Annotated in this window: 23 protein-coding genes; 6 read left to right on the forward strand and 17 right to left on the reverse strand. The window is 33.0% G+C overall.

The genetic code is table 11. The features are described 5' to 3' along the window. Positions 1 to 32 precede the first annotated feature (32 nt). Together RB619_RS07075 and RB619_RS07080 are read left to right on the forward strand one after the other, a co-directional pair. Positions 33 to 374, forward strand: a complete 342-nt coding sequence (locus RB619_RS07075) for a heavy-metal-associated domain-containing protein (RefSeq protein ID WP_308095775.1) — start codon at positions 33 to 35, stop codon at positions 372 to 374. Positions 375 to 511: 137 nt separating this feature from the next. Continuing rightward, entirely contained in the window at positions 512 to 1,198 is a 687-nt protein-coding gene (locus tag RB619_RS07080) for a VTT domain-containing protein (protein ID WP_308095778.1), read from the forward strand. A gap of 332 nt (positions 1,199 to 1,530) precedes the next feature. Here RB619_RS07080 and rodA read toward each other — a convergent pair whose 3' ends face one another. The 6 genes from rodA to purH all read right to left on the reverse strand — a co-directional run bounded on the left by rodA (position 1,531) and on the right by purH (position 8,806). Beyond that, a complete protein-coding gene (gene rodA / locus RB619_RS07085; RefSeq protein WP_308095780.1) occupies positions 1,531 to 2,766 on the reverse strand; it encodes a rod shape-determining protein RodA in 1,236 nt (411 codons plus the stop codon). A gap of 16 nt (positions 2,767 to 2,782) precedes the next feature. Beyond that, the gene (mrdA, locus tag RB619_RS07090; RefSeq protein WP_308095782.1) at positions 2,783 to 4,762 is read right to left on the reverse strand and encodes a penicillin-binding protein 2; all 1,980 of its coding nucleotides are present in this window, start codon (positions 4,760 to 4,762) and stop codon (positions 2,783 to 2,785) included. After that, positions 4,759 to 5,265, reverse strand: a complete 507-nt coding sequence (locus RB619_RS07095; RefSeq protein WP_308095784.1) for a rod shape-determining protein MreD — start codon at positions 5,263 to 5,265, stop codon at positions 4,759 to 4,761. The genes mrdA and RB619_RS07095 overlap by 4 nt, the downstream gene beginning before the upstream one ends. Next, positions 5,258 to 6,082 (reverse strand): rod shape-determining protein MreC, encoded by an 825-nt coding sequence (gene mreC / locus RB619_RS07100; protein WP_308095786.1) that lies wholly within the window; start codon positions 6,080 to 6,082, stop codon positions 5,258 to 5,260. Before mreC ends, RB619_RS07095 begins: the two co-directional genes overlap by 8 nt. Positions 6,083 to 6,194: 112 nt before the next feature. Continuing rightward, on the reverse strand, positions 6,195 to 7,223 hold the full coding sequence (locus RB619_RS07105; RefSeq protein WP_008466528.1) for a rod shape-determining protein: 1,029 nt from the start codon (positions 7,221 to 7,223) through the stop codon (positions 6,195 to 6,197). 56 nt (positions 7,224 to 7,279) lie between these two features. Continuing rightward, positions 7,280 to 8,806 carry a bifunctional phosphoribosylaminoimidazolecarboxamide formyltransferase/IMP cyclohydrolase gene (gene purH / locus RB619_RS07110; RefSeq protein WP_308095788.1) on the reverse strand — a complete coding sequence of 509 codons (1,527 nt, stop codon included), beginning with the start codon at positions 8,804 to 8,806 and terminating at the stop codon, positions 7,280 to 7,282. Between the two features lie 165 nt (positions 8,807 to 8,971). On the opposite strand from purH, the gene RB619_RS07115 reads away from it, so the two are divergent. Then, positions 8,972 to 10,219, forward strand: a complete 1,248-nt coding sequence (locus tag RB619_RS07115) for an ABC transporter permease (RefSeq protein ID WP_308095791.1) — start codon at positions 8,972 to 8,974, stop codon at positions 10,217 to 10,219. Positions 10,220 to 10,308: 89 nt separating this feature from the next. Beyond that, positions 10,309 to 11,196, forward strand: a complete 888-nt coding sequence (locus RB619_RS07120) for a cupin-like domain-containing protein (protein ID WP_308095792.1) — start codon at positions 10,309 to 10,311, stop codon at positions 11,194 to 11,196. A 189-nt stretch (positions 11,197 to 11,385) separates the two neighbouring features. On the opposite strand, the gene accD is transcribed toward RB619_RS07120, so the two are convergent. The 3 genes from accD to RB619_RS07135 all read right to left on the reverse strand — a co-directional run bounded on the left by accD (position 11,386) and on the right by RB619_RS07135 (position 16,054). After that, positions 11,386 to 12,240 carry an acetyl-CoA carboxylase, carboxyltransferase subunit beta gene (accD, locus tag RB619_RS07125; protein WP_026983883.1) on the reverse strand — a complete coding sequence of 285 codons (855 nt, stop codon included), beginning with the start codon at positions 12,238 to 12,240 and terminating at the stop codon, positions 11,386 to 11,388. 112 nt (positions 12,241 to 12,352) lie between these two features. Beyond that, the gene (fbaA, locus tag RB619_RS07130) at positions 12,353 to 13,420 is read right to left on the reverse strand and encodes a class II fructose-bisphosphate aldolase (protein ID WP_308095797.1); all 1,068 of its coding nucleotides are present in this window, start codon (positions 13,418 to 13,420) and stop codon (positions 12,353 to 12,355) included. 60 nt (positions 13,421 to 13,480) lie between these two features. Continuing rightward, a complete protein-coding gene (locus RB619_RS07135) occupies positions 13,481 to 16,054 on the reverse strand; it encodes a BamA/TamA family outer membrane protein (RefSeq protein ID WP_308095799.1) in 2,574 nt (857 codons plus the stop codon). Between the two features lie 37 nt (positions 16,055 to 16,091). Between RB619_RS07135 and RB619_RS07140 the strand changes: the two genes are divergently transcribed. Next, the gene (locus RB619_RS07140) at positions 16,092 to 16,820 is read left to right on the forward strand and encodes an RNA methyltransferase (RefSeq protein WP_308095801.1); all 729 of its coding nucleotides are present in this window, start codon (positions 16,092 to 16,094) and stop codon (positions 16,818 to 16,820) included. 9 nt (positions 16,821 to 16,829) lie between these two features. On the opposite strand, the gene RB619_RS07145 is transcribed toward RB619_RS07140, so the two are convergent. From RB619_RS07145 to RB619_RS07160, 4 genes are all read right to left on the reverse strand, one after another. Beyond that, positions 16,830 to 17,537, reverse strand: coding sequence for a porin family protein (locus tag RB619_RS07145; protein ID WP_308095803.1), 708 nt, complete (start codon positions 17,535 to 17,537; stop codon positions 16,830 to 16,832). Position 17,538: 1 nt separating this feature from the next. After that, entirely contained in the window at positions 17,539 to 18,270 is a 732-nt protein-coding gene (ubiE, locus tag RB619_RS07150) for a bifunctional demethylmenaquinone methyltransferase/2-methoxy-6-polyprenyl-1,4-benzoquinol methylase UbiE (RefSeq protein ID WP_133523318.1), read from the reverse strand. A gap of 571 nt (positions 18,271 to 18,841) precedes the next feature. After that, positions 18,842 to 19,324: a dihydrofolate reductase gene (locus RB619_RS07155; RefSeq protein WP_308095806.1), complete on the reverse strand. Its 483-nt coding sequence runs from the start codon at positions 19,322 to 19,324 to the stop codon at positions 18,842 to 18,844. A gap of 18 nt (positions 19,325 to 19,342) precedes the next feature. Further along, positions 19,343 to 19,681, reverse strand: coding sequence for a 2TM domain-containing protein (locus RB619_RS07160; RefSeq protein WP_308095808.1), 339 nt, complete (start codon positions 19,679 to 19,681; stop codon positions 19,343 to 19,345). A gap of 243 nt (positions 19,682 to 19,924) precedes the next feature. On the opposite strand from RB619_RS07160, the gene RB619_RS07165 reads away from it, so the two are divergent. Beyond that, complete coding sequence (locus RB619_RS07165; protein WP_115888168.1) at positions 19,925 to 20,221, forward strand: isoamylase early set domain-containing protein; 297 nt, start codon at positions 19,925 to 19,927, stop codon at positions 20,219 to 20,221. Positions 20,222 to 20,261: 40 nt separating this feature from the next. On the opposite strand, the gene RB619_RS07170 is transcribed toward RB619_RS07165, so the two are convergent. The 4 genes from RB619_RS07170 to RB619_RS07185 form a co-directional block, all read right to left on the reverse strand. Further along, on the reverse strand, positions 20,262 to 21,113 hold the full coding sequence (locus tag RB619_RS07170) for a thymidylate synthase (protein ID WP_308095811.1): 852 nt from the start codon (positions 21,111 to 21,113) through the stop codon (positions 20,262 to 20,264). An 82-nt stretch (positions 21,114 to 21,195) separates the two neighbouring features. Then, a complete protein-coding gene (locus tag RB619_RS07175) occupies positions 21,196 to 21,819 on the reverse strand; it encodes a bifunctional nuclease family protein (protein ID WP_133523313.1) in 624 nt (207 codons plus the stop codon). A gap of 161 nt (positions 21,820 to 21,980) precedes the next feature. Beyond that, positions 21,981 to 22,949 carry an electron transfer flavoprotein subunit alpha/FixB family protein gene (locus tag RB619_RS07180; protein WP_308095815.1) on the reverse strand — a complete coding sequence of 323 codons (969 nt, stop codon included), beginning with the start codon at positions 22,947 to 22,949 and terminating at the stop codon, positions 21,981 to 21,983. 76 nt (positions 22,950 to 23,025) lie between these two features. Continuing rightward, positions 23,026 to 23,772, reverse strand: coding sequence for an electron transfer flavoprotein subunit beta/FixA family protein (locus RB619_RS07185; protein WP_140508076.1), 747 nt, complete (start codon positions 23,770 to 23,772; stop codon positions 23,026 to 23,028). Positions 23,773 to 24,227: the final 455 nt, after the last annotated feature.

Below are 24,227 nucleotides of genomic sequence, written 5' to 3' on the forward strand. Positions count from 1 at the left end.
AATAATAATTTCAAATTTTAATATTAAATAAGATGAAAAGAATAATTTTAATAGCCGTAATTAGTTTTTTAGGATTTTCGGTGCAAGCTCAAACTAAGAAAAATAAGAATCTAAAATATACTACAGAAGTTAACGGAAATTGTGAGCAATGTAAGAAACGTATTGAAAAAGCTGCTTTTAGTGTTCCGGGTGTAAAAACGGCAACTTGGGACGTGGCTTCGCATCAGCTTGCGGTAATTTTAAACGAAGAAAAATCATCTCCAGCAGATTTAAACAATGCGATTGCTAAAGTTGGTCACGATACCAAAGACGTGAAAGCAACGCAAACGGATTATGATAATTTGCACAGCTGTTGCAAGTATGTAAGAGAATAATAATATTAGGAGCCCCAAGTTTATTACTGGGGCTTTTTTAATAGTTAATTTATCTTTAAAATACCGTATTTTATTGTGGCTCTACTAAATTATTGTTACTTTCACGAACTTAAATTAAGTATAACCAAACCATTTTTATGAATAATTTTGATTGGACACAATTAGTCAACCCTGAATTTTATATCACTTTAAGTATCGGCGGTTTTCAAATTGGTTTATACATTGTGCTGTTTATTGTTTTTGCTGAAACCGGACTTTTTGCTGGTTTTTTTCTTCCTGGAGACAGTTTGCTTTTTTTATCAGGGATTTACAGCCGTGATCTGATTCAAAATGTGGTTTATATTCCGAGTGATTTTATAAACGTTTTTATACTTTCGACTCTTGTTGCAATAATGGGAGTTTTAGGAAATATGACTGGATATTGGTTTGGAGCTAAAAGCGGTTATTATCTATTTAAAAAAGAAGATACATTTTGGTTCAAGAAAAAATACTTGTTGCAGTCAAAAGATTTTTTTGAAAAATATGGCGGAAAAGCAATTATTTACGCTCGTTTTCTTCCAATCTTTAGAACCTTCGCGCCAATTATCGCAGGAATAGTTTCAATGGATAAAAAGAAATTTATGTTCTATAATGTATTAAGTTCTTTTTTATGGTCTTTTATATTGATCTTTTCAGGACATTATTTATACGGAGTGTTTTTAGAACAAGGAATAGATTTGAAAGAGCATATAGAAGTTATCGTAATAGGAATAATTGTACTATCAACATTCCCGGTTTTCTTAAAGCTTATCAAAAAGAGAACAAGCCATCAGGAAAAAATATAAACATAAAAAAGTCCGAAGTTTTAAAGCTTCGGACTTTTTTTATATCCTTTATAAAGGAAAGTGTGTTTTTTAGATTATAATATATAGCTTGCGGTTTCAACCGCATGGACGTAATATTCCTGTGTTCCTGTGGTTTAAACCGCAGGCTATATCTACATATAAGTGTTAATAGATGTTTTCTTTTATGTTTTTGTTAAAGAAATAAATTCCAGAGAAATTTTTAAAAATTGTAATAACAATTAACAATTAACAATTAACAATTAACAATTAACAATTAACAATTAACAATTAACAATTAACAATTAACAATTAACAATTAACAATTTTCAGACCTACCATTCATTAACCTTATTAGCATCCATTTTTAAGAAGATAAACAGCAAAATGGTAAAGCCCCAGAGTCCGGAACCTCCATACGAAAAGAACGGCAATGGAACTCCAATAGTTGGGAAAATACCAATAACCATGGCAATATTCACAAAAAAGTGAATGAATAAGATTCCGGCAACGCAGTAACCGTAAACGCGGCTAAATTTAGTTTTTTGTCTTTCTGCTAGATAAATTACTCTTAAAAATAAACCAACAAAAAGTGCAATAACAACCAGTGAGCCTACAAATCCCCATTCTTCACCAACGGTTGTAAAAATATAATCCGTATGTTGTTCGGGTACAAATCCTCCTTTTGTTTGAGTTCCTTGTAAAAAGCCTTTTCCAAGCCATCCACCAGATCCAATTGCAATTTCAGATTGGTTAGTATTATAACCAATACCTTTCATATCAACTGTTTTACCAAGTAAAATATTAAAACGGTCTCTGTGGTGTTGTTTGAAAACATGATCAAAAACATAATCTACAGAGAAAACAAAAGCAGAAATAATGGCGAGAAATATGGCGCTCATAAGTAAATTTCGGTCTACAACCCGGCCTTTAAAATGGATTATTGCCAATACAACTACTGCAATCAAGATTACAACGTACGGTTCTAAAACCAGTGTGAGTACAAATAACAGAATTGTTATGAATCCAGTCCACACGTACCATGATGGCAATCCTTCGCGGTACAATACGATGATGAAAATACTATAGATTAAGGCGCTTCCCGGGTCCGGCTGAGGTAAAATAAGAATAACCGGTAAAAATACAATAGCTAGTGCCTGAACTTGCCTGTTTACTTCCTTGAGATTGATTTGAGTGTCACTTAAATATTTTGCTAATGCTAATGATGTAGCGGCTTTGGCAAACTCAGAAGGTTGTAAAGTAAAACTTCCAATTGCATACCAACATCTTTGACCAGCAATGGTTTTTCCGAAAAGAAACAAACCAGCAAGTGATAATAACGATACACCAAAAATAATACTGGCATATTTCTCGTAAAATTTTCCATCAACAAAAAGCACAACAAATATTAAAGGAATAGTACATCCAATAAAAATTAATTGTTTTTGATAAGTGCCTTCTGTAGATAATAATGAAGAAGAATAGATGTTTAGCCACCCTAATATTACTAACGTGGTATAGATAAAAACACTTATCCAGTCAATATTATTTTTTACACTTTGATTTTTCATCTGAAATAATCCTTTGTTAGTTTTTCTTAGTGGTATCTACCGCTGTTTTTTTGACTTCTGTTTTTGTTGTCGTTGCAGCTGGTACTTTTGGTTTTACAATTTTAGCTTGCAAAACAGAATCTTTCGGAACAGATTCAATTTTACCAGCTTCACTCATTCCTCCGAGTTTAGCATATTCAGAGGCTAAACTTTTATTTAATACTCTTGTTTCTAAATCCGTTCTTGTGATTTTTTTTCGTAGATATTTTTCAATCATCAAACTCGCAATCGGTCCGGCAACACTTGCACCAAAACCTCCATTTTCAATCATAATCGCAATAGCAATTTTAGGATTGTCTTTTGGAGCAAAAGCAACAAAAATAGAGTGGTCTTCAAGTTGGACTCTTTTTCCTCCAATTTTGGCAAAGTTTTCCGCAGTTCCTGTTTTACCGCAAATATCAATTCCTTCCACTCTTAATCTGCTAGCTGTACCCATGTTGTACACATCAAACAGTCCGCTTATAATTGGAGGGAAATATTTTTGGTCGATAGTTGTAGTGTGCTTAGTTGTGAACTTTTTATCAATAGTTTTTCCTTCAATTTTTTTGATGATATGAGGTGTGTAATAATACCCCTGATTAGCTATCGTTGCCATCATGTTGGCAAGCTGGATAGGAGTCATTACAACTTCTCCCTGACCAATTGCGTTAGAAACAATAGCAGTACTTCTCCATCCTCCGTTAGGATACATGCGCTTATAGGTTTTGGAAGTCGGAATTTTTCCTCTTTTTCCAGTTGGGAGATCATAGCCCATAAACTCACCTAATCCAAAACTTTTAAGATGAGAGCTCCAAACATCTACAGCAGCGCTTGGCTTTGTATACTTGTTAATGGTTCTCATGTATGCGGTTGCAAAATAAGTATTGCATGATTGATAAATACCTCTGTGCAATTGCAATTGTCCTCCGCTGCAGTGACATCTCATAAAACGGCCACGAGCATAGCTAAAACCGTGATGACATGTAACAGTGAAAGTGTTTTCATCGATTACGCCTTCTTGAAGTGCTACTAAACCAGTCAATAATTTAAAAGGCGATCCAGGAGGATATTCTGCTAGCAATCCTCTATCATATAAAGGTTTTGCAATCGAATCATGGTATAAAAGTGTATAATTTTTAGATTTTTGTCTTCCAACTAAAATTCCAGGATCGAAAGATGGAGCGGTAACAAGTGCTAAAATTTCACCGGTTTTAGGTTCAATAGCAACAATTCCACCTCTTTTATTGATCATTAACTCTTGGCCATACTTTTGAAGTTCACCATCAATAGTTAAATTAATATCTTCTCCGGCAACAGCAATCGTGTCGTATTTCCCGTCTTTATAGGAGCCAATTTCTCTATTGTATTTGTCTTTCTGAATGTATTTTACACCTTTTATACCGCGCAAAACTTCTTCGTAACTTTGTTCAACACCTTGTTGTCCAATTAAATCTCCGCTATTGTAGTATGGATTTTTAGCAATTAATTTTTCAGTTACCTGAGTTATGAATCCAAAAATATTAGCACCATAATCAACTTCGTAATCACGAAGCGATCTTTTTTGGAAATAAAAGCCTTCAAATTTTCTGATTTTTTCTTGAAAAGCAGCAAATTCAGTTTTGTTTAATTGTGCTAAAAATACAGAAGGAAGACGTGGGCTGTAAACTTTAGCCTTCGCAATTCTTTTGTCGTATTCTTCTTTTGTGATATTAAGTAAAGCACAGAATTCAGTAACATTCAAATCTTCTTTAATTTCACGTGGTATTACCATGATATCATAAGAAGCCTGATTGGCTACTAATAATTTGCCATATCTATCATAAATATAACCTCTCTCAGGATAGTCGTACTGTTTTTTTATCGCGTTGTTTTCTGATTTTAGCTTAAATGAATCGTCAACAATTTGCAAATAAAATACCCTGATCAACAGTAAAGATCCTGCGATAATAATTAAAGCGGGCAACAGCACTTTTCTCATCGTTTATTGGGCTTAATAAGGTAAATTATTATGATTGAAGTTATTATTGTAAAAATCGAGCTGAACAATGTTCGAAGCAAAATATCCCAAATGAATTTAAATTGAAATGCTTCGAGAACAAACAATATGATATGATGCAACAAAACAGAAACTAATATAAATGAAAACCGTTCAGGCGTTAAAGATTCGTTTAGTTTAATGGTTTGATATTCGTAACTCAGTCCAAATGAAAACTTAAAAATATAAGGTCTGTAATATGCTAAAATTACACACGATGTCGCATGAATTCCTCCCGAATTGCAAAACATATCCATTGTTAATCCAAGTAAAAAGCTTGAAAGAATCAATCCTGATTTATTACTGTTTACAGGATAAAGAATGATATAAAGAATATACGGAAAAGGACTTATGTATCCTAAAAAATTCATATTGTTGAAAATAACAATCTGAATTGTCAGTAACATAATAAATCGAAAAATATTGACTAACAATGCGCTATTCATCTTTTTCCTTTTTTTCTAAATTAATAAGTTCTTCTCTGTCTTTACTTTTGATAATATAAACGTGTCCAAGATTTGTCATATCGTTAAATAACTTAACTTTTATAACATAAAAACTGGTCTGTTCTTCTTTGTAAACTGTTTCAACGGTTCCAATATTGATTCCTTCAGGGAAAATTACAGATTGTCCTCCAGTTACAATAGTGTCACCTTTTCTAACCGAAGCTAATCTCGGAACATCTTTCAGCTGTACAAAACCAGTACTCTTTCCGTCCCATGTTAAAGAGCCAAAATGATTTGACTTTTTAAGTTTGGCGTTGATTTGTGATTTCATGTTTAAGATACTCACTACAGTAGAATATCGTGGTGAAGTGTTGTCAATTACCCCAACAATTCCTAAGCTGTTTATTACTCCCATATCTGGTTTTACACCTTCATTGGCTCCAGAATTTAAAGTAAGAAAGTTTTCGTGTGTGTTGTATGTGTTATGAATCACTTTTGATACAATGATGTCAGCAGGTTTTACTCCTTTAATTGTATCAGGCAAAGGTAATTTTGTGGTGTCTTCTTTGTTGAATAAAAGACTTTTTAATCTTGCATTTTCAAGTACAAGTTCATCATTTTGAGCTCTTAAATTCAAATATTCGTCTATACGATTAATTCTTTCATAAACACCTCCGCTCAAAAAGTTAGCTGAACTGATTACTCTGCTTCTGTGGTAAGAATGTGATTGAATTGTGAGCGTCAACGAAATACCTAAAAGCAGCAAAAACAGTAACCGATTACTGTTTCTTATAATGAAATTAAAAATTTGCTGCATTTCTTGTCTGGTTATTTTGTTTCAGGATATGCTTAAGGTTTCAAAATTTACCAGGGTCAAACAGTAGAAATTTGACCCTAATAAAAGTATATTGATTGTTGTTTTTCGAATCTTATTTGATTAAGATACTTTTAAATTTTGCAATGTTTTTTAGTGCCATTCCAGTACCGCGAACTACAGCTCTTAATGGATCTTCAGCAATATAAACAGGTAAATCTGTTTTTTGAGAAATACGTTTGTCAAGACCTCTCAACATCGATCCACCACCAGCTAAATAGATACCTGTATTGTAAATATCGGCAGCTAATTCTGGAGGAGTTTGAGATAATGTTTCCATTACTGCATCTTCAATACGCTGAATTGATTTATCTAATGCTTTTGCAATCTCACGGTAAGAAACATCAACTTGCTTTGGTTTTCCTGTAAGCAAATCTCTACCTTGAACTGACATATCTTCTGGCGGACCATCTAAATCTTCGATAGCTGCTCCAATTTGAATTTTTATTTTTTCAGCAGTACTTTCTCCAACAAATAAGTTGTGCTGTGTACGCATGTAATAAACGATATCATTTGTGAAAACGTCACCTGCAATTTTTACAGATTTATCACATACAATTCCGCCTAATGCAATTACAGCGATTTCAGTTGTACCACCTCCAATATCAACAATCATGTTTCCTTTTGGTTGCATGATATCGATACCAATACCAATAGCTGCTGCCATTGGCTCATGAATCAAATAAACTTCTTTTCCGTTTACTCTTTCACAAGATTCTTTTACTGCACGCATCTCAACCTCAGTAATTCCAGACGGAATACATACTACCATTCGTAAAGCTGGCGTAAACATTCTTTTTTTCAATGCAGGAATACTTTTAATGAACATGTTGATCATTTTTTCCGAAGCATCAAAATCAGCAATTACTCCATCTTTCAGTGGCCTTATGGTCTTGATGTTTTCATGCGTTTTACCTTGCATCATATTGGCTTCTTTACCAACGGCGATGATTTTGCCTGATACTCTGTCGCGTGCTACGATAGAGGGGCTGTCAATAACAACTTTATCATTATGAATGATTAAAGTGTTTGCGGTACCAAGGTCTATTGCAATATCCTCAGTCATGAAATCAAAAAATCCCATAAGTTTTTTAGGGGTTTAAAATGTTATAAATTATTTATCGAACAAAGTTAAACAAATTAATGTTTAAAATGACGTGTTCCTGTAAATACCATTGCAAGATTATTTTCGTTGCAATAATTTATACTTAATTCGTCTTTTATCGAACCTCCTGGCTGAATTACAGCAGTTATTCCTGCTTTTTTAGCTAATTCTACACAGTCCGGGAAAGGGAAAAATGCGTCACTTGCCATCGAAGCTCCAGTTAAATCAAATCCAAATGCTTTCGCTTTGTCAACAGCTTGCATTAATGCATCAACTCTTGATGTTTGACCTGTACCTGATGAAATCAATGTTCCGTTTTTTGCAAATACAATTGTGTTTGATTTTGTGTTCTTGCAGATTTTAGAAGCAAAGATCAAATCTTCGATCTCTTGAGCAGTAGGTTCTGTTATTGTAACGGTTTTTAAATGCTCTTTATTATCCGTAATATTATTTCTGTCCTGAATTAACAAACCATTAAGACAAGTTCTTACTTGACGATTTGGTAATTCAACTTCATTTTGAATTAAAATAATTCTGTTTTTCTTCTCTTGTAGAACTGTAACTGCTTCATCGTCATAAGCTGGAGCGATTACAACCTCGCAGAATAATTTGTTGATTTCTTGAGCTGTTTCTAAATCAATTTTAGTATTAGAAATTAACACTCCGCCAAAAGCTGAAGTAGGATCACAAGCTAAAGCCGCTAAATAAGCTTCGCTAATTGTTTTTCTTGAAGCTAAACCACAAGCGTTGTTGTGTTTTAAAATAGCGAATGTTGGACCGTCAGTTTTAAATTCAGCAATTAAATTTACAGCTGCATCAACATCTAATAAATTGTTGTATGATAATTCTTTTCCGTGAATTTTGTTGAACATAGCATCAAAATCTCCGAAGAAGAAACCTTTTTGGTGAGGATTTTCACCGTATCTTAAAACTTGACCGTTTGCAATGCTTTCTTTGTAAATAGTCTCGTCTGTGTTGAAATAATTAAAAATAGCTCCATCATAGTGAGAAGAAACGTGGAATGCTTTTGTAGCTAACAATCTTCTGTTTTCAAGAGTTGTAGAACCATTTTGCTCTGTAATCAAATCTAATAAAAGGCTGTATTCGTTAACCGAAGCAACAATTACAGTGTCTTTGAAGTTTTTTGCGCCTGCGCGGATTAATGAAATTCCGCCGATATCAATTTTTTCGATGATATCTTGCTCGCTTGCACCTGAAGCAACTGTTTTTTCAAAAGGATACAAATCAACAATTACCAAATCAATTTGAGGAATGTCAAATTCTTTCATTTGCTGTACATCGCTCTCGTTATCTTGACGATTTAAAATTCCGCCAAAAATTTTCGGATGCAATGTTTTTACTCTTCCTCCAAGAATTTCTGGGAAAGAAGTAATATCTTCAACAGGAACTACTGGAATTCCAAGGTTTTTAATGAAATCTTCAGTTCCTCCAGTCGAGTAAAGTGTTACGTTTTGCTCGTGTAATTTTCTAACGATTGGCTCTAATCCATCTTTCGAAAAAACTGAAATTAGTGCTGATTGTATTTTTTTAGTTGTGCTCATTGTGTAGTTATGATTTTCAGACTGCAAAAGTAGTTTTTTTAAATATTATTTTAAAGAAAATTAATGTAACATTATGCTAAAAAAATCTACTGATGAGTAAGTTAACTTTTATTAGGTTTTTGATTTTAAATTATTGAATTTTACTTTATTGAAAAATACTACTATATGCTTCTTTACCTTAGATTATTAAAAGAAAGTCTCAGCTTTGCCATCAATGCTTTACGAAATAATAAATTACGTACTTTATTGTCATTACTTGGTGTTACAATTGGTATTTTTTCAATTATTGCTGTATTGGCTGCAGTTGATTCTTTAGACCGAAAAATTTCTAAAGATTTGAGTAGCTTAGATAAAAATACAATTTATTTAATGAAATATTGTTTTGGTCCTTCAGAAATTCCACAATGGAAGAGAGAACAGTTCCCGAATGTGAAGTATGATGAGTATATAGCGTTGAAAAACTCAATGAATGATACAGATCAAGTTGGATACCAGCTTTTTGTGAATCATGAAAGTTTGAAATACGACTCAAAAACTGTTGCCGATGTTAATATTATTCCATCTTCATTTGAAATGGTAGATGTCGATGGATTAAGTTTTGATAAAGGAAGGTTTTATAATGAATCTGAATCGAATTCTGGGACAGCCGTTATTGTTTTAGGATATGATATCGCCGAAGGACTTTTTGGAACAAGTGATCCACTCGGAAAAAATATCCGTTTGTACGGACAGCGTTTTACGGTGATTGGTGTAATAGCAAAGCAAGGTGCAGGTTTTTTTGGAGATAGTAACGATACATCAGTTTATTTGCCAGCCAATTTTCTACGCCGCATGTACGGAGACAGTGATGCAATGACGCCTGTAATCGTTTTGAAGCCAGTAAAAGGTGTTGATATGGAAGCCTATAAAGCCGAGGTTGCTCAAAAACTGCGCGCAATTCGTGGCATGAAGGCAGGCGAAATTGATAATTTCTTTGTGAATGTGCTTTCTGGTTTTACTGATTTTATTGATGGAATTTTGGGTACATTAAGAACAGCCGGAATTTTCATCAGTATTTTTTCTTTTTTAGTTGGAGGTTTTGGAGTGGCAAATATCATGTTTGTTTCTGTAAAAGAGCGTACGAATTTAATTGGTATTCAAAAATCTTTGGGAGCAAAAAATCGTTTTATATTATTCCAGTTTTTGTTTGAAGCTGTTATGCTTTGTTTGATCGGCGGTGTAATTGGGTTGTTTATTGTTTGGCTTCTTTCGCTTCTTTTGACTAATTTGTTAGAATTCGAATTTGTTTTGAGTTTCTGGAATATTTTTATTGGAGCAGGATTGTCCATTTTTGTAGGGATAATTTCAGGAATTCTTCCAGCAATTTCAGCAGCAAATTTAGATCCCGTAGAAGCAATTCGAACTGGAATGTAATATTGTTTTTGTGTTATTTTACTGTAAATTTTGATGACTGAAAATAATTAGATATTTTTGGTAGACCAACAACTTAAAATGCTAAATAAATGAGCTTTAACCTTAGATCTGTTGATACTGTTGAGTCTATTTCCAAAGAAGATTTTAAAAAGAATTATTTGGACAAGAGAAAGCCTTTGATCATAAAAGGGCTTACCAAAGATTGGCCTGCAAGAGAAAAATGGTCAACAGAATATTTTAAGCAAATTGCTGGAGATATTGAGGTTAAGCTTGTTGATAATTCAAAAGCAGATCCAACGAAAGTTATCAATGCTTCAATTGCAAGCATGAAATTTGGCGAATATCTGGATTTGATAAAACGTGAGCCAACACAATTACGTATTTTTTTCTTCAATCTTTTCAAACACAGACCTGAATTAATTGACGATGTAAAAATTCCAAAAGAATTAATGGGAGGTTTTATAGAAAGTATGCCGGCAATGTTTTTTGGTGGTTCTAAGGCCATTACTTTTTTGCATTATGATATCGATTTACCGCATCTTTTTCACACTCATTTTGGCGGAAGAAAGCACATTATTTTATTTGACAACAAATGGAAAAAAAGATTGTATTGCCTTCCAAATACAACTTACGCATTAGAAGATTATGATGTTGCCAATCCTGATTTTGAAAAATTTCCTGCGTTAAAAGGAGTAGAGGGGTATGAAGTTTTTCTGGAACACGGCGATACTTTATTTATGCCAACCGGAATGTGGCATTGGATGCGTTATATAGATGGTTCTTTTTCACTCACACTTCGTGCTTGGGATTCATCAATTTCTCGAAAACTGGCCAGTGTTTGGAGTTTGTTTATGCATGGCGCAGTTGACAGTGCTATTAAAGTTGTTTTTAGAGAGCGTTATGCAATCTGGCGTGAAAAATTAGTTTTTAAAATTGCTGAAAAAGAATTGAAAAAGGATTTGAAAAAAGCGAGCTAATTTAGAATTGTTTTTTTTGCTCAAAGAAAAATCCCGTAGGAATAAAATATTGGTAGAGACGGAATTTATTCCGTTGAAAAATGGAAATAGAATTAAGAAGTTCCGTAGGAACGAAACATAGTCAATATTAAAAACAAAAAAATCCCAAGAAGCAATTCTTGGGATTTTCTATTTTGAATAGTTTTAAAACTATCTAATAGTATTATTTTGAATCAAATCGATATATAAGTTGATCTTATCTTTCAATTCTTTTCTAGGCGTGATAAAGTCTAAGAAACCGTGTTCTAATAAGAACTCAGCAGTTTGGAAACCTTCTGGTAAATCTTTTCCTGTAGTGTCACGAACAACACGCGGACCAGCAAAACCAATCAAAGCGCCTGGCTCAGAGATATTGATGTCTCCTAACATTGCATATGATGCAGTTGTTCCACCCGTTGTAGGGTCTGTACAAAGAGAAATATAAGGTAATTTAGCTTCAGCTAATTGAGCTAGTTTTACAGAAGTTTTTGCTAATTGCATTAAAGAATAAGCAGCTTCCATCATACGAGCTCCACCAGATTTAGAAATCATTACAAAAGGAAGTTTATTTTTGATCGCGTGATCAATACCTCTTGCAATTTTTTCACCTACAACCGCTCCCATAGATCCACCGATAAAAGCGAAATCCATACAGCAAATTACAAGTTCTCTTCCTTTAGATTTTCCTACTCCCGTACGTACAGCGTCTTTAAGATGAGTTTTTTCCATTACATCTTTCAATCTTTCGGCATATTTTTTTGTATCTACAAAATGCAAAGGATCTTTTGATGTCATGTTTTTATCTAACTCAACAAATTCGTTGTTGTCGAATAAAATTTCAAAATAGGTTGCGCTTCCAATTCGAACGTGAAAATCATCTTCAGGGCTTACGAATAAGTTTCTTGCTAATTCGTCTGCATCAATAATTTTTCCAGTAGGAGATTTGTACCACAATCCTTTCGGAACGTCCATCTTGTCTTCTGTAGCGGTCGTAATCCCTTTTTCTTGTCTTTTAAACCAAGCCATTTGTTCTAGTTTTCAGTGTTCAGTAATAAAATTTCAGTGTTCAGTTTTTTTAAGTTTAGTGTTCAGAAATCAGTTTGAAAACTGAACACTAAAAACTGAATACTGTACACTTTTATAAAGTGTTTACGTTATTTAAATCAGCAAAAGCTTGTTCAAGTCTTGCGTTGAATGTTACTTCGCTTTCACGAACCCATCTTCTTGGATCGTAATATTTTTTGTTTGGAGCATCAGCACCTTCTGGGTTACCAATTTGTGATTTCAAATAGTCAAGATTTTTAACCATATAATCACGGATTCCTTCAGTGTATGCAAACTGTAAATCAGTATCGATGTTCATTTTGATAACTCCGTAGCTAATTCCTTCTCTGATTTCTTCAAGTGTAGAACCTGAACCTCCGTGGAAAACGAAATCAACTGGATTGTGTCCTGTGTTGAATTTGTTTTGAACGAAATCTTGAGAATTTTTTAAGATTTTTGGAGTTAATTTTACGTTTCCTGGTTTGTAAACACCGTGAACGTTTCCAAAAGCAGCAGCAATAGTAAATTTAGGGCTTACTTTAGATAATTCTTCGTAAGCATAAGCTACTTCTTCTGGTTGAGTATATAATTTTGAGCTATCAACATCAGAGTTGTCAACACCATCTTCTTCACCACCTGTAATACCAAGCTCGATTTCTAATGTCATACCCATTTTGCTCATTCTAGCTAAATATTCTTTACAGATCTCGATGTTTTCTTCGATTGGCTCCTCAGACAAATCGATCATATGAGAACTGAATAATGGTTTTCCTGTTTCTGCAAAATGTTTTTCAGAAGCATCTAATAAACCATCAATCCAAGGTAAAAGTTTTTTTGCACAGTGGTCAGTGTGTAAAATTACAGTTGCACCATAAGCCTCAGCTAAAGTGTGGATATGTTTTGCTCCAGCGATTCCTCCAGCGATAGCTGCGTTTTCACCAGCGTTAGATAATCCTTTTCCAGCGTTAAATTGAGCTCCTCCGTTTGAAAATTGAATAATAACTGGCGCGTTTAGTTTTGCTGCAGTTTCAAGAACACCGTTGATTGTGCTTGATCCAGTAACGTTTACTGCAGGTAAAGCAAATCCTTTTTCTTTCGCGTAATTAAAAATCTCTTGAACTTGATCTCCTGTAGCTACTCCTGGTTTAATATTGTGTGCCATTGTAATTTTTTTTATAGTTGTTTTTAGTTTTTAGGTTGCAAAAATAAGAATTAATTAGCATTAGAAAGGATAATTTATTCCAAAATTTAAAACCGAGTGACCAAAATTGTATTCTTTAAACCATCTGTCTCCCTTCTCATGTGCCGGATTATAAGTCTTGAAGCCTAAATCTAATCGAACAACAAAAAAGCTTAAATCGTATCGTAATCCAAATCCTGTACCCAAAGCAATTTCAGCTAAATCGTTTACGTTGTCAAATTTTGCCTTCTCATCAATAACATTATCGAGCACATTCCAGATATTTCCGGCGTCTGCAAAGATGGCTCCTTTAACATCTCCAAGAATTTTAAAACGATATTCTGCACTAAATGCAATCTTCATATTTGCCTCATTGAAATCATCCATCGCATCTGTACTTCCCGGACCCAATGAGTAAGGTTGCCATGCACGGTTGTCATTTGAACCTCCTGAATAATAACTTCGTGAAAACGGAATATAATTTGAGTTTCCAAAAGGAATCGCGATCCCGAAAAAGCTGCGTACAGCCAATACTTTCTCTTTTCCAAAATCCCAGTGTTTGATGTAATCGAATTCGGTTTTAATGTATTCTGAATATTCTAAATTGAATATCTCATAATTGCCATTTGTGTTTTTTGGCAGACTTGCAATATTAGAAATGGCTGATAATAAAGTTCCAGCCGATTCTACCTTGGTTTTAAACTGATAGAAATTATTGTCGGCAAGATCTTTTTTAGTTGTTTTAGTGAAAGTATAACTTGTGGCTAAAATAAAGTCATTTTCAGTCAAACGCACTCTTCGTTCTTCGATGCTTTCTACATCTTTATACTGAGGATCTCCAGGCAATAATGCAGTCCTGTTATTTAAGACGTCATCAGTAAATCCTGTGGTTCCTTTTGGTATAGTTAAGTCTTTTCGGGCTTGCTCTTCTGGTGTAGTTCCCCAGTTTTCATCATTTACATTATAATCTTTACCAATTCCATTCAATTCATCATATGAAGAAGTATAAACATTAAAATAGTTGTTTGGATTTAAGTTCCTTACATATTGTGCGTTCAGCAATTCTAATTTTGCAGTGTTGTGTCGTTTTGGAGACCAATTGTATGCAATTCCTCCTGTAAAGTTTTCTTTGTCCAAACCAATATTTCGCTGTTTCGAAAAACCGCTCGAGATTGACGTGGAAGGAATCATTCTCTTTGGAATAATTTTTTCTGTTCCAAAAGGCATCAGGATTCTTGGAAAATTCAGTTTTAAATCAACTCCGTATTCAGAAACATTGAAGAAATTATTATTTGGATTTGCCATGTCTTTTGATGAGCCAATATTCATTCGCGCTGAAACTTCAAGTGTTTCTGCTCGATTAAAGACATTTCTAATAGTTTCAGAAATACTTGCTCCAATACCAAAATCCTGAATATTAGAGTGAGTAACGTCAAAAGTGGCACCAAAACTGTATTTTTTTCTTGGCGTTAAATAAACATTAGCAATTAAAGATTGTGCTGTTGAATCTCTTTTGTCAACCTCATATTGTATTGAAGGATAGTTGAAAATTTTTAAATTGTTCAAATATCGAGAAGAAAGCGTTGTTCTAGTGTCTGAAAATATACTTCCTTTAGTTATAAAAACAGCATCGGTTATAGCACGCGGTTTGTATTTTAGTTTTTTATAACTGTACAAATTAAAGTTGTTGTACGATACACTGTCAGTGATTTTTGTTTTTGCGTTTGCAGGCGAATAATCCGTATAAATGTTAACATCGCTGATTTTATACAGTTTGAAAGGCTCAGTTCTGCTTGAATCTTTTTCTTGAATACTATTATTATTGATAATTAAATTTACGTCGGCTTTATTTTTTTTGCCAATTGTATCAATATCAAAAGTTACATAAGTGGGCTGGAAATAATAAGCGCCATTATTTCTGAAGTAAGTAGTAATACGATTTTTTTCCTCTTCAAAATCGGTGGTTTTGTATTGATTTCCAGATTTTAAAATAGAAGGTTCTCTGCTTGTGTGATAAAGCGAATCCAACGCAGGAGTTAAAATTGTAGTTCGAATAGAATCTAAAGTATAAGCTGGTCCAGTTGTAATATTATAGTTTATTTTGGCTCTTTTAATTCCAATGGTATCAATAGTATAGTCTGTTTGTACTTTGAAAAAACCATTATTCAAATAGTAATACTTTAATCTAAGCAACGTTTTTTTTGTCTTTGCAGTATCAATAATTACGGGAGCTTCTCCGGTATTTTTTAAGAAATCATTTAGTCCTTTGTTTATAAAAGATTGACCAAGACGATCAACTTGTTTTGCCGAAAGCACTTTTGACCAACGTTCGTATCGGCCAGGATGATTATCAAATTGTGCTTGATAAGTTGAATCTGGATTTAAATTGGCTAAATTGTATAAGTTTAAACGTAATTTGAAACCTAGCAGCTTTCCATTAGGTTTTTGATACATTTGATTCGTGGCAATTTCGTCATTTGAAGACTTTCCGTTTACAAGAATATTATTTTTTACAAGAAGGTTTTTTCCATCTGGAACTCTTTTTACGGCATTACAAGCACAAATAAGTGTTGCTATTAGAATAAATGCTGTTATTTTTGTGGAATTATTTCTCAAGTGTTTTTAAATATTTAATTCAAAAGTACATTATTTTATGGTTAGTAAAAACCAAATAAAACTTATCTCAGGCTTACATCAAAAAAAGCAGCGTTTTGCAAATCAATTATTTTTTGCCGAAGGAGTAAAAGTAATTCAAGAATTGTTGCAATCCAATTTTGAATTAGAGCATTTATACACAACGCAAAATGATTTTGAAACAGTTCAGTCTTCAAAACGAACCCTTATTAATGAACAGGAGTTAAAAAAAATAAGTGCTTTGTCGACTCCAAATTCTTGTTTGGCTGTATTCAAAATCCCTGCCGAAAATAAAATTAGCGACTCAGGTTTGATTTTGGCTTTAGACGATATTCGTGATCCTGGAAATTTAGGTACGATCCTGCGTCTTTGCGACTGGTTTGGCATCAAACAAATTATTTGCTCTAAAGAAACTGTAGATATTTATAACCCAAAGGTTGTTCAGGCTACAATGGGATCTATAACCAGAGTAAATGTAAATTATGTTGATTTGAAAAACTTTATCGCTCAAACTAAACTGCCAGTTTTTGGAACTTTTATGGACGGCGAGAATATTTATAAATCAAATTTGCCTCAAAACGGAATCATTATTATGGGTAATGAAGCCAATGGTATTTCGGCAGAAATTGAAAAAATGGTCACAAGCCGACTTACGATTCCTAGATTTGGAGAGCTGCAAAAAACCGAAAGTTTAAATGTAGCTACCGCAACCGCAATTATTCTTAGTGAATTTAAACGAAATAGTTAGGTATTTGTTTTAGTGAAAAGTAAAATTTATTAAAATCGCTCTAGATTTCATAGAATCAATGTTTCCTGTCCATGGACTATTAGGATCATTGTCTCTTACTAATTCATCTGTTATGCCAAACATTCCTCTGATTGAAGGAGAGAAAATGAAATATTCTGTAAAAAAGTCAATTCCAACTCCCATTTCATAAGCGGCTGTCCAAGGTTTTACTCTGAATTTTTGTTCAGAATTGTCATCCTGAGATTTTGAATTGCTTGATAAATTAAGTGTAGTCGACATTCCTCCAACTAAATATGGACGAATGTTTCCTGTACGCAGAGACGAGAATTTTAAAAGCAACGGAAAATGAATATAAGTACTATTTACTTCTCTTAAATAATCATTTTTAGAGCTGAAGTTCGGATAATATAAATCGCGTTTTGTATAGTACAATCCTGGTTCAAAACGCAGATTTATGTATTCCTGCAATCTTAAATCTGCTACAACACCAACATTAAATCCGGTAGTTTTTTTTACCTGAATATCTTGGTTTACAACATTTTTATAGTCAAATTTAAAGTCAAAGCTGTTGAAGCCCAAATAGTATCCAAAATAAAGGCGCTGTTTTTGCCAGTTTTCAAGATTGATAATGGGATCTTTGCTAAACATGCTTTTAGCAAATTGCGAATATCCTTTTGTCGATAAGACTAATAAAAGTAAGATTACTGTTTTTTTCATACTATTTTTTAGAAGCAGAATAAATGGTTGCAACTCCAAAAGTTTGAGGCATTGCCACAACATCTATAAACCCAATTTTTCTCAAAATATTGTTTAATGCTTCTCCGTATGGAAAAACCGCCGCCGATTCAGATAAATATCCGTACGCTGCATTATCTTTAGAAAATAATTTTCCTATAATTGGGAGAATGTTTTTGCTGTAAAATTTATAACCTTGTTTGTATGGAGTTTTATCTGGGACTGAAGTTTCTAAAATTACAAATACGCCATTTGGTTTTAAAACTCTTAAAATTTCAGCAAATCCTTTTTCTAAATTCTCAAAATTTCGAACACCAAAACCAACTGTTATAGCATCAAAATAATTATCTTCAAAAGGAATATTTTCAGAATCGCCTAAAACTAAATCAATTGTATTAGACAGATTTTTTTCTTCAACTTTCTTCTTTCCAACTTCAAGCATCCCTGCTGAGATATCTAAACCAATAATTTTTTCAGCATTTGTCTGTGCCATTAAAATTGCAAGATCGCCAGTTCCGGTTGCGATATCGAGAATAATTTTAGGTTTAGTGTCAGAAACTATTTTTAAAACTTTTTTTCGCCATTTTACGTCAATCCCAAAAGAAATTACACGATTCAAATTATCATAGTTCCCAGAAATGTTATCAAACATTTGGGCAACCTGTTCTTTTTTTCCTAAAGAGGAGTCTTTATATGGAGTTATTTTCTCAGACATTTTTTTTATTTAGGCAAATATAATACAATCTGACTTAACTGTAATTGGCTTTTTTAATTTGTAAATCAAATGTTTTAAAAGAATAGTTTTTGCTGTTTAGAAAGCATCACCAAAAGTGGGTATTTTTAAAAAAATCACTAAAAGTGGGTATTGTGCAGTGCTGGATTTATACTCAAATTTGTCAAAGATAAAATGATGAAATTTTAATGATTGATTAAAAATAGGGCTTAAAAACAAATGATTACTCTTTTTGCACTTGTAATTTATTTGTTCCTGAAAGTAGTTTTGAAAGTGTTTTTTTTTTAAATAGCACTGAAGTTTTTTAAGAGTGCAAAATACGTTCTTAGGATTAAATTTGTTTTTGGAAATTTTAATTTTCTTGCCTTTAATATCTTAGTGGTATTTGTTATTAAAGGCTCTTTTGAGACTTGTTCTCAATTAACATTTATGTTATTCAGTTATTTCAAATGTTTTAAACATTTGTGATTTTTTTACCAAAACTAGTTCTGGAATAAGCCAGATTTTAAAATCAATCGTTTTTAAAAAACATCCTTCAAAAGAGGATGTTTTTTTATTTACGGATATACGTTTCGTAAGTGTAATCATAAAGATGCTTATCATCTTTAAAGTTTTCTTCGCTCTCAACAAGCTGCCATTCTTTTTCGTTTATTTTAGGAAAAAAAGTATCTGCTTCAAAAGTATGATGCACTTTGGTTATTTCAATAATATCAGTAAATGGCAATGCTAGATTGTAGATTTCTCCACCTCCTATAATGTATGAATCTTCGTTTTCAGGACAGGCCTCAATAGCTTTTTCGATGCTGTCAACAACAATACAGCCTTCAGGATTATAATCGCTTTGACGGGTAATGATTACATGAGTTCTGTTTGGTAGAGGTTTTGGGAAGCTTTCAAAAGTTTTTCTTCCCATAATAATATGATGATTTGTTGTCAGCGATTTGAATCTTTTAAAATCATTTGGCAAATGCCATACTAAATCATTGTTTTTTCCAAGGGCATTGTTTTCGGCTACAGCCGCTATCATTATAATCATGGCAATCTAAACTAAATTTTATTTTTCAGTATCCTCGTTTATTTTGGACTCTAATTGACTGATTCTTTTTTGCTGCAATGCAACAAGTCGGTCAATTTGTTCTCTTTCCCATTTTTTGTTCATGAATCTGTCTGTAATGTAAACTTTTATAAAGTGTAAAATGAATAAAAAGAACCATATCGTTATGCCCCAAATACACCAATTTTGACTGCTTCCTTCACCAAAACCAAAAAATCTGTTGGCAACAAATAAAAATAAGCTTCCTATTAGAAAAAGTACAAAATGAAAATAAAGAATTTTCTTTTGTCTGAGTCTCCTTCTGGCATATTCATATTGTTCGTGTACTTCTTTTTCCATATGATAGTAAATGAAATGAGGTTATAAAGTTAAAATTTATTTTGAAAACACAGAATTTTGATTCTATAATATTTGCCTTTGAATGAGTTAAGAATTTGAAATCAAAAAAATATCATTGATTAATTTATGGATATGATTAAAATAAATAGGCATTTTTACCATTGTCGTAAATCGGATATTGGATGCAGAAAGTTCGAATGATTTTGTGTAATTTAGGCATATCAATCTAAAAACTAAATAGTTATGTCTTTAAAGAAGCAATTTATCAAAACAAAACCAGTGGTAAAAGTTACCTTTTCTATAGATGCAAAAGATGCAAGTACAGCTGCTGTAGTTGGAGATTTCAATAATTGGAATCCAGAAGAAGGAACTTTAAGTAAATTAAAAAACGGAACTTTTAAAGCAACTTACGACTTAGTAAAAGATGCTATTTATGAGTTTAAATACTTGATTGATGGCGTGTATGTGAACGAGCCTGAAGCAGATTCTTATAAATGGAATGATTTTGCTGGAAGCGAAAACAGTGTTTTAGCAGTATAAAAAAAATCCGCTTAAATTTTAAGCGGATTTTTTTATGTTTTTATACAGCAACACTTCCTTTGATTCCTGGATGTGGTTCATAATCGACAAGCGTAAAGTCATTATAATCGAAATCAAAAATGTTTTTAATCGCTGGATTTAAGATCATTTTTGGCAGAGGTTTTGGCTCTCTTGAAAGCTGTAATTCCAATTGATCAAAATGATTATTGTAAATATGTGCATCTCCAAAAGTGTGGATAAAATCTCCAGCTTCAAGATCACAAACCTGTGCAATCATCATCGTTAATAATGCGTAGGAAGCGATATTAAAAGGAACTCCTAAAAAGATATCAGCACTTCTTTGGTATAATTGACAAGACAATTTTCCTTTCGTTTCTCCTTTTTCTAAATCTGGAGCCGCTACGTAAAATTGGAAAAAGGCATGACAAGGAGGCAAAGCGGCCTTGTTGTTGGCAACATTTTCTTCAAATGATTTTTTAGTATCGGGTAAAACTGAAGGATTCCATGCAGAAACCAACATTCGTCGGCTGTTAGGATTTGTTTTTAATTCAGAAATCAGTTCCGTAATCTGATCAATTTCTTCACTGTTCCAATTTCTCCATTGGTGTCCGTAAACCGGGCCTAAATCGCCATTTGAATCGGCCCATTCATCCCATATTTTTACTCCGTTTTCCTGAAGATATTTGATATTCGTATCTCCTTTTAAAAACCAAAGCAATTCGTAAATGATGGACTTTAAATGAAGTTTTTTAGTTGTAACCATTGGGAAACCTTCACTTAAATCAAAACGCATTTGGTAACCAAAAACGCTTTTAGTTCCTGTTCCGGTTCTGTCTCCTTTTTGATTTCCGTTTTCTAAAACGTGTTTTACTAAATCTAAGTATTGCTTCATTGTTGTTTAATCGTTTAATCGTTTATTCGTGTAACTGTTTAATCAATTAAACGATTAAACAAATCCACGATTAAACATAAATTTATCTTTTCGAGATTTCATCTCTAATTTTTGCTGCTTTTTCGTAATCTTCCTGAGAAACAGCTTGATCTAAAAGTTCATTCAATTCTTGAAGACTGTGTTTTGCGTATACATCTCCAGATTGATTGGTTTCTTCTTCGTGGCCAAAAGTTTCTGGATTAGAAAGTACGTCATCAATTTCCTGAGAACCTTGATCTGTGTCGGCAGTATTCGATTTTAAATAAATTCCGGCTTTATCTAAGATGTTTTTATATGTGAAAATTGGTGCGTTGAAGCGTAATGCCAATGCAATTGCATCAGAAGTTCGTGCATCGATAATTTCTTCAATTTTATCTCTTTCGCAGATTAAGCTTGAATAAAAAACGCCGTCAACAAGTTTGTGTATGATTACTTGTTTTACGACAATATCAAATCGCTCTGCAAAGTTTTTGAATAAATCGTGCGTTAATGGGCGAGGAGGTTTTATTTCTTTTTCTAAGGCAATAGCAATCGATTGGGCTTCAAAAGCACCAATTACGATAGGTAATTTTCTTTCGCCATCAACTTCATTCAAAATTAAGGCATAAGCGCCATTTTGAGTTTGACTGTATGAAATTCCTTTTATAGATAATTTTACTAGACTCATATATGATTGTAAAAAGGGCACTTAGGCCACATTTTAATACTATTTTTGATTGGAAAATAAAGCTGCAATTTTAATCAAAAAATATGGAACAAAAAAGCTGCCTTAAAACAAAGATACGATTATCTTGTTTTTAGGCAGCTATAATATTAAGAATTCTTAAATTAAGAATGCTGTGCTTTAAAAGCTTTTAATTTCTCAGTTAATTGAGGTACAATTTCGAATGCATCACCTACAATTCCATAATCAGCAACTTTAAAGAAAGGCGCTTCAGGATCGCTGTTGATTACTACTTTTACTTTTGAAGAGTTGATTCCGGCGATGTGCTGAATTGCTCCAGAAATTCCTATTGCAATATATAAATTAGTTGCAACTGGTTTTCCTGTTTGTCCAACGTGCTCGCTGTGAGGTCTCCAGCCTAAGTCAGAAACTGGTTTAGAACATGCTGTTGCAGCACCTAAAACTTCGGCTAAATTTTCAACTAATCCCCAGTTTTCTGGACCTTTTAATCCACGTCCGCCAGAAACTACGATATCAGCGTCAGCGATAGAAACTTTTCCGCTTACTTTTTCAACAGATTCTACTTTTACACCAAAGTCATTATCTCCAATTGATGGATTAAAATCTTCTGCTGCAGCAGCTCCTGCACTTTCGAAAATTCCGTAAGAGTTTTTAGCTAAACCAAGAACTTTTACATCTGTAGAGATTTCAGTAATATTGAAAGCTTTGTTTGAGAAAGCATTTCTTTTTACTTGAAAAGGAGAAGTGCTAACTGGCAATCCAACAACATTTGAAGCAAAACCAGCATTTAAAGCTACTGCAACTAATGATGAAAGATAAATACTGTCTGTTGTAGAAGAAAGTAAAACTACTTTTGTTCCTTCTTTTTCAGCAGCTTGTTTGATTACATCGGCGTAAGCCTTTGCAGTAAAACCAGCTAATTTATCGTTGTTTACTTTTAAAACTTTATCAACGCCGTATTTGCCTAATTCGCTTACGTCGCTTATGTTTACAGTCAAAGCTGTAACAGTTGTTCCTAATGATTCAGCTACTTTTTTAGCATAAGAAGCTAATTCGAAAGCAACTTTTTTAAATTTTCCTTCTGCAGATTCTGCATATATTAATATTGACATGATGTTTTTGTTTTGAGGTTTCACGTTTCAGGTTTCACGTTTGAAAACTGAACACTAAAAAACTGATTACTGAATACTAGATTACTTTCGCTTCGTTGTGTAATAAATTGATTAACTCATCTAAATTATCAGGAGAAACTAATTTCACCGCTGATTTTGGAGCTGGTTTTTCAAATTTTACCGCTTTAGTATTTACAGGAGCATCAACTGGCTCAAGAATAGTTAAAGCTTTAGTTCTTGCCGTCATGATTCCTCTCATGTTTGGAATACGAAGATCTTTTTCTTCAACAAGACCTTTTTGACCACCGATAATTAAAGGCAAAGTAGTGCTTACAGTTTCTTTTCCACCGTCAATTTCACGAACAGCTTTTACATTATTTCCGTCAACAGTAACGCTTGTACAAGAGTTTAAAAAGTTAGAGCCTAAAATTCCTGCAATCATTCCAGGAACCATTCCACCGTTATAGTCTAAAGATTCTTTTCCAGCAATTACAAGATCGTAACCGCCATTTTTAATAACTTCTGCTAATTGTTTTGCAACAAAAAAACCGTCAGTTGGGTTAGCGTTTACACGAATTGCTTCGTTTGCGCCAATTGCTAATGCTTTACGTAAAGTTGGCTCAGTATCAGGACCTCCAACGTTAACAACAGTTACAGTTGCTCCTTGTTGTTCTTGAAACCAAATTGCGCGTGTTAAACCAAATTCGTCATTTGGGTTTATTACATATTGTACACCATTGGTATCAAATTCTGAATCACCATTGGAGAAGTTAATTTTTGAAGTAGTATCAGGCACGTGGCTGATGCAAACCAATATTTTCATAAGTATATATTTTGAATTTGTAATATGCTTTGACAAATTTAGAAATTAAAATTGGAATAATATACTATGCATGCATAATATTTTTTAAAAACTATTACGTTTTCGAAGATTCTGAAATTTGAAGTGTCTTTTGGGGTTTTTCAAAAATGAAAATTCAGCTATTTTGCCTGATTCTTAGGAATTTCGTAATCGTGCAAAGCTGTTCAACTGTAGAAATCGGGACGAATTTATACTAGATTTTGATTTTTTACGTTTAAAAGAATCTAAATTCAAAATCATAATTACACAAATAAGAGTGTATTTGTATTAAAAGTGTTTTTACATATAGAATACTAACAATTATATCGATTTCGTAAATATCGCAACACGTTTTAAAAAGTTAAAAGCATAAGAAGAGAAGAAAGTTCATGCGATTTTAAATTTAATTTATGCTTTTAAGTGATTTAAAATATTTA

It is taken from the genome of Flavobacterium sp. LHD-80 (genome assembly GCF_030929605.1).
Lineage (GTDB): Bacteria > Bacteroidota > Bacteroidia > Flavobacteriales > Flavobacteriaceae > Flavobacterium.

What these genes read in the sequence shown, in the direction of transcription:
- RB619_RS07075 (WP_308095775.1), top strand. Translation starts at nt 33, where the DNA reads ATGAAAAGAATAATTTTAATAGCCGTAATTAGTTTTTTAGGATTTTCG.
- RB619_RS07080 (WP_308095778.1), top strand. Translation starts at nt 512, where the DNA reads ATGAATAATTTTGATTGGACACAATTAGTCAACCCTGAATTTTATATC.
- rodA (WP_308095780.1), bottom strand. Translation starts at nt 2,766, where the DNA reads ATGAAAAATCAAAGTGTAAAAAATAATATTGACTGGATAAGTGTTTTT.
- mrdA (WP_308095782.1), bottom strand. Translation starts at nt 4,762, where the DNA reads ATGAGAAAAGTGCTGTTGCCCGCTTTAATTATTATCGCAGGATCTTTA.
- RB619_RS07095 (WP_308095784.1), bottom strand. Translation starts at nt 5,265, where the DNA reads ATGAATAGCGCATTGTTAGTCAATATTTTTCGATTTATTATGTTACTG.
- mreC (WP_308095786.1), bottom strand. Translation starts at nt 6,082, where the DNA reads ATGCAGCAAATTTTTAATTTCATTATAAGAAACAGTAATCGGTTACTG.
- RB619_RS07105 (WP_008466528.1), bottom strand. Translation starts at nt 7,223, where the DNA reads ATGGGATTTTTTGATTTCATGACTGAGGATATTGCAATAGACCTTGGT.
- purH (WP_308095788.1), bottom strand. Translation starts at nt 8,806, where the DNA reads ATGAGCACAACTAAAAAAATACAATCAGCACTAATTTCAGTTTTTTCG.
- RB619_RS07115 (WP_308095791.1), top strand. Translation starts at nt 8,972, where the DNA reads ATGCTTCTTTACCTTAGATTATTAAAAGAAAGTCTCAGCTTTGCCATC.
- RB619_RS07120 (WP_308095792.1), top strand. Translation starts at nt 10,309, where the DNA reads ATGAGCTTTAACCTTAGATCTGTTGATACTGTTGAGTCTATTTCCAAA.
- accD (WP_026983883.1), bottom strand. Translation starts at nt 12,240, where the DNA reads ATGGCTTGGTTTAAAAGACAAGAAAAAGGGATTACGACCGCTACAGAA.
- fbaA (WP_308095797.1), bottom strand. Translation starts at nt 13,420, where the DNA reads ATGGCACACAATATTAAACCAGGAGTAGCTACAGGAGATCAAGTTCAA.
- RB619_RS07140 (WP_308095801.1), top strand. Translation starts at nt 16,092, where the DNA reads ATGGTTAGTAAAAACCAAATAAAACTTATCTCAGGCTTACATCAAAAA.
- RB619_RS07145 (WP_308095803.1), bottom strand. Translation starts at nt 17,537, where the DNA reads ATGAAAAAAACAGTAATCTTACTTTTATTAGTCTTATCGACAAAAGGA.
- ubiE (WP_133523318.1), bottom strand. Translation starts at nt 18,270, where the DNA reads ATGTCTGAGAAAATAACTCCATATAAAGACTCCTCTTTAGGAAAAAAA.
- RB619_RS07155 (WP_308095806.1), bottom strand. Translation starts at nt 19,324, where the DNA reads ATGATTATAATGATAGCGGCTGTAGCCGAAAACAATGCCCTTGGAAAA.
- RB619_RS07160 (WP_308095808.1), bottom strand. Translation starts at nt 19,681, where the DNA reads ATGGAAAAAGAAGTACACGAACAATATGAATATGCCAGAAGGAGACTC.
- RB619_RS07165 (WP_115888168.1), top strand. Translation starts at nt 19,925, where the DNA reads ATGTCTTTAAAGAAGCAATTTATCAAAACAAAACCAGTGGTAAAAGTT.
- RB619_RS07170 (WP_308095811.1), bottom strand. Translation starts at nt 21,113, where the DNA reads ATGAAGCAATACTTAGATTTAGTAAAACACGTTTTAGAAAACGGAAAT.
- RB619_RS07175 (WP_133523313.1), bottom strand. Translation starts at nt 21,819, where the DNA reads ATGAGTCTAGTAAAATTATCTATAAAAGGAATTTCATACAGTCAAACT.
- RB619_RS07180 (WP_308095815.1), bottom strand. Translation starts at nt 22,949, where the DNA reads ATGTCAATATTAATATATGCAGAATCTGCAGAAGGAAAATTTAAAAAA.
- RB619_RS07185 (WP_140508076.1), bottom strand. Translation starts at nt 23,772, where the DNA reads ATGAAAATATTGGTTTGCATCAGCCACGTGCCTGATACTACTTCAAAA.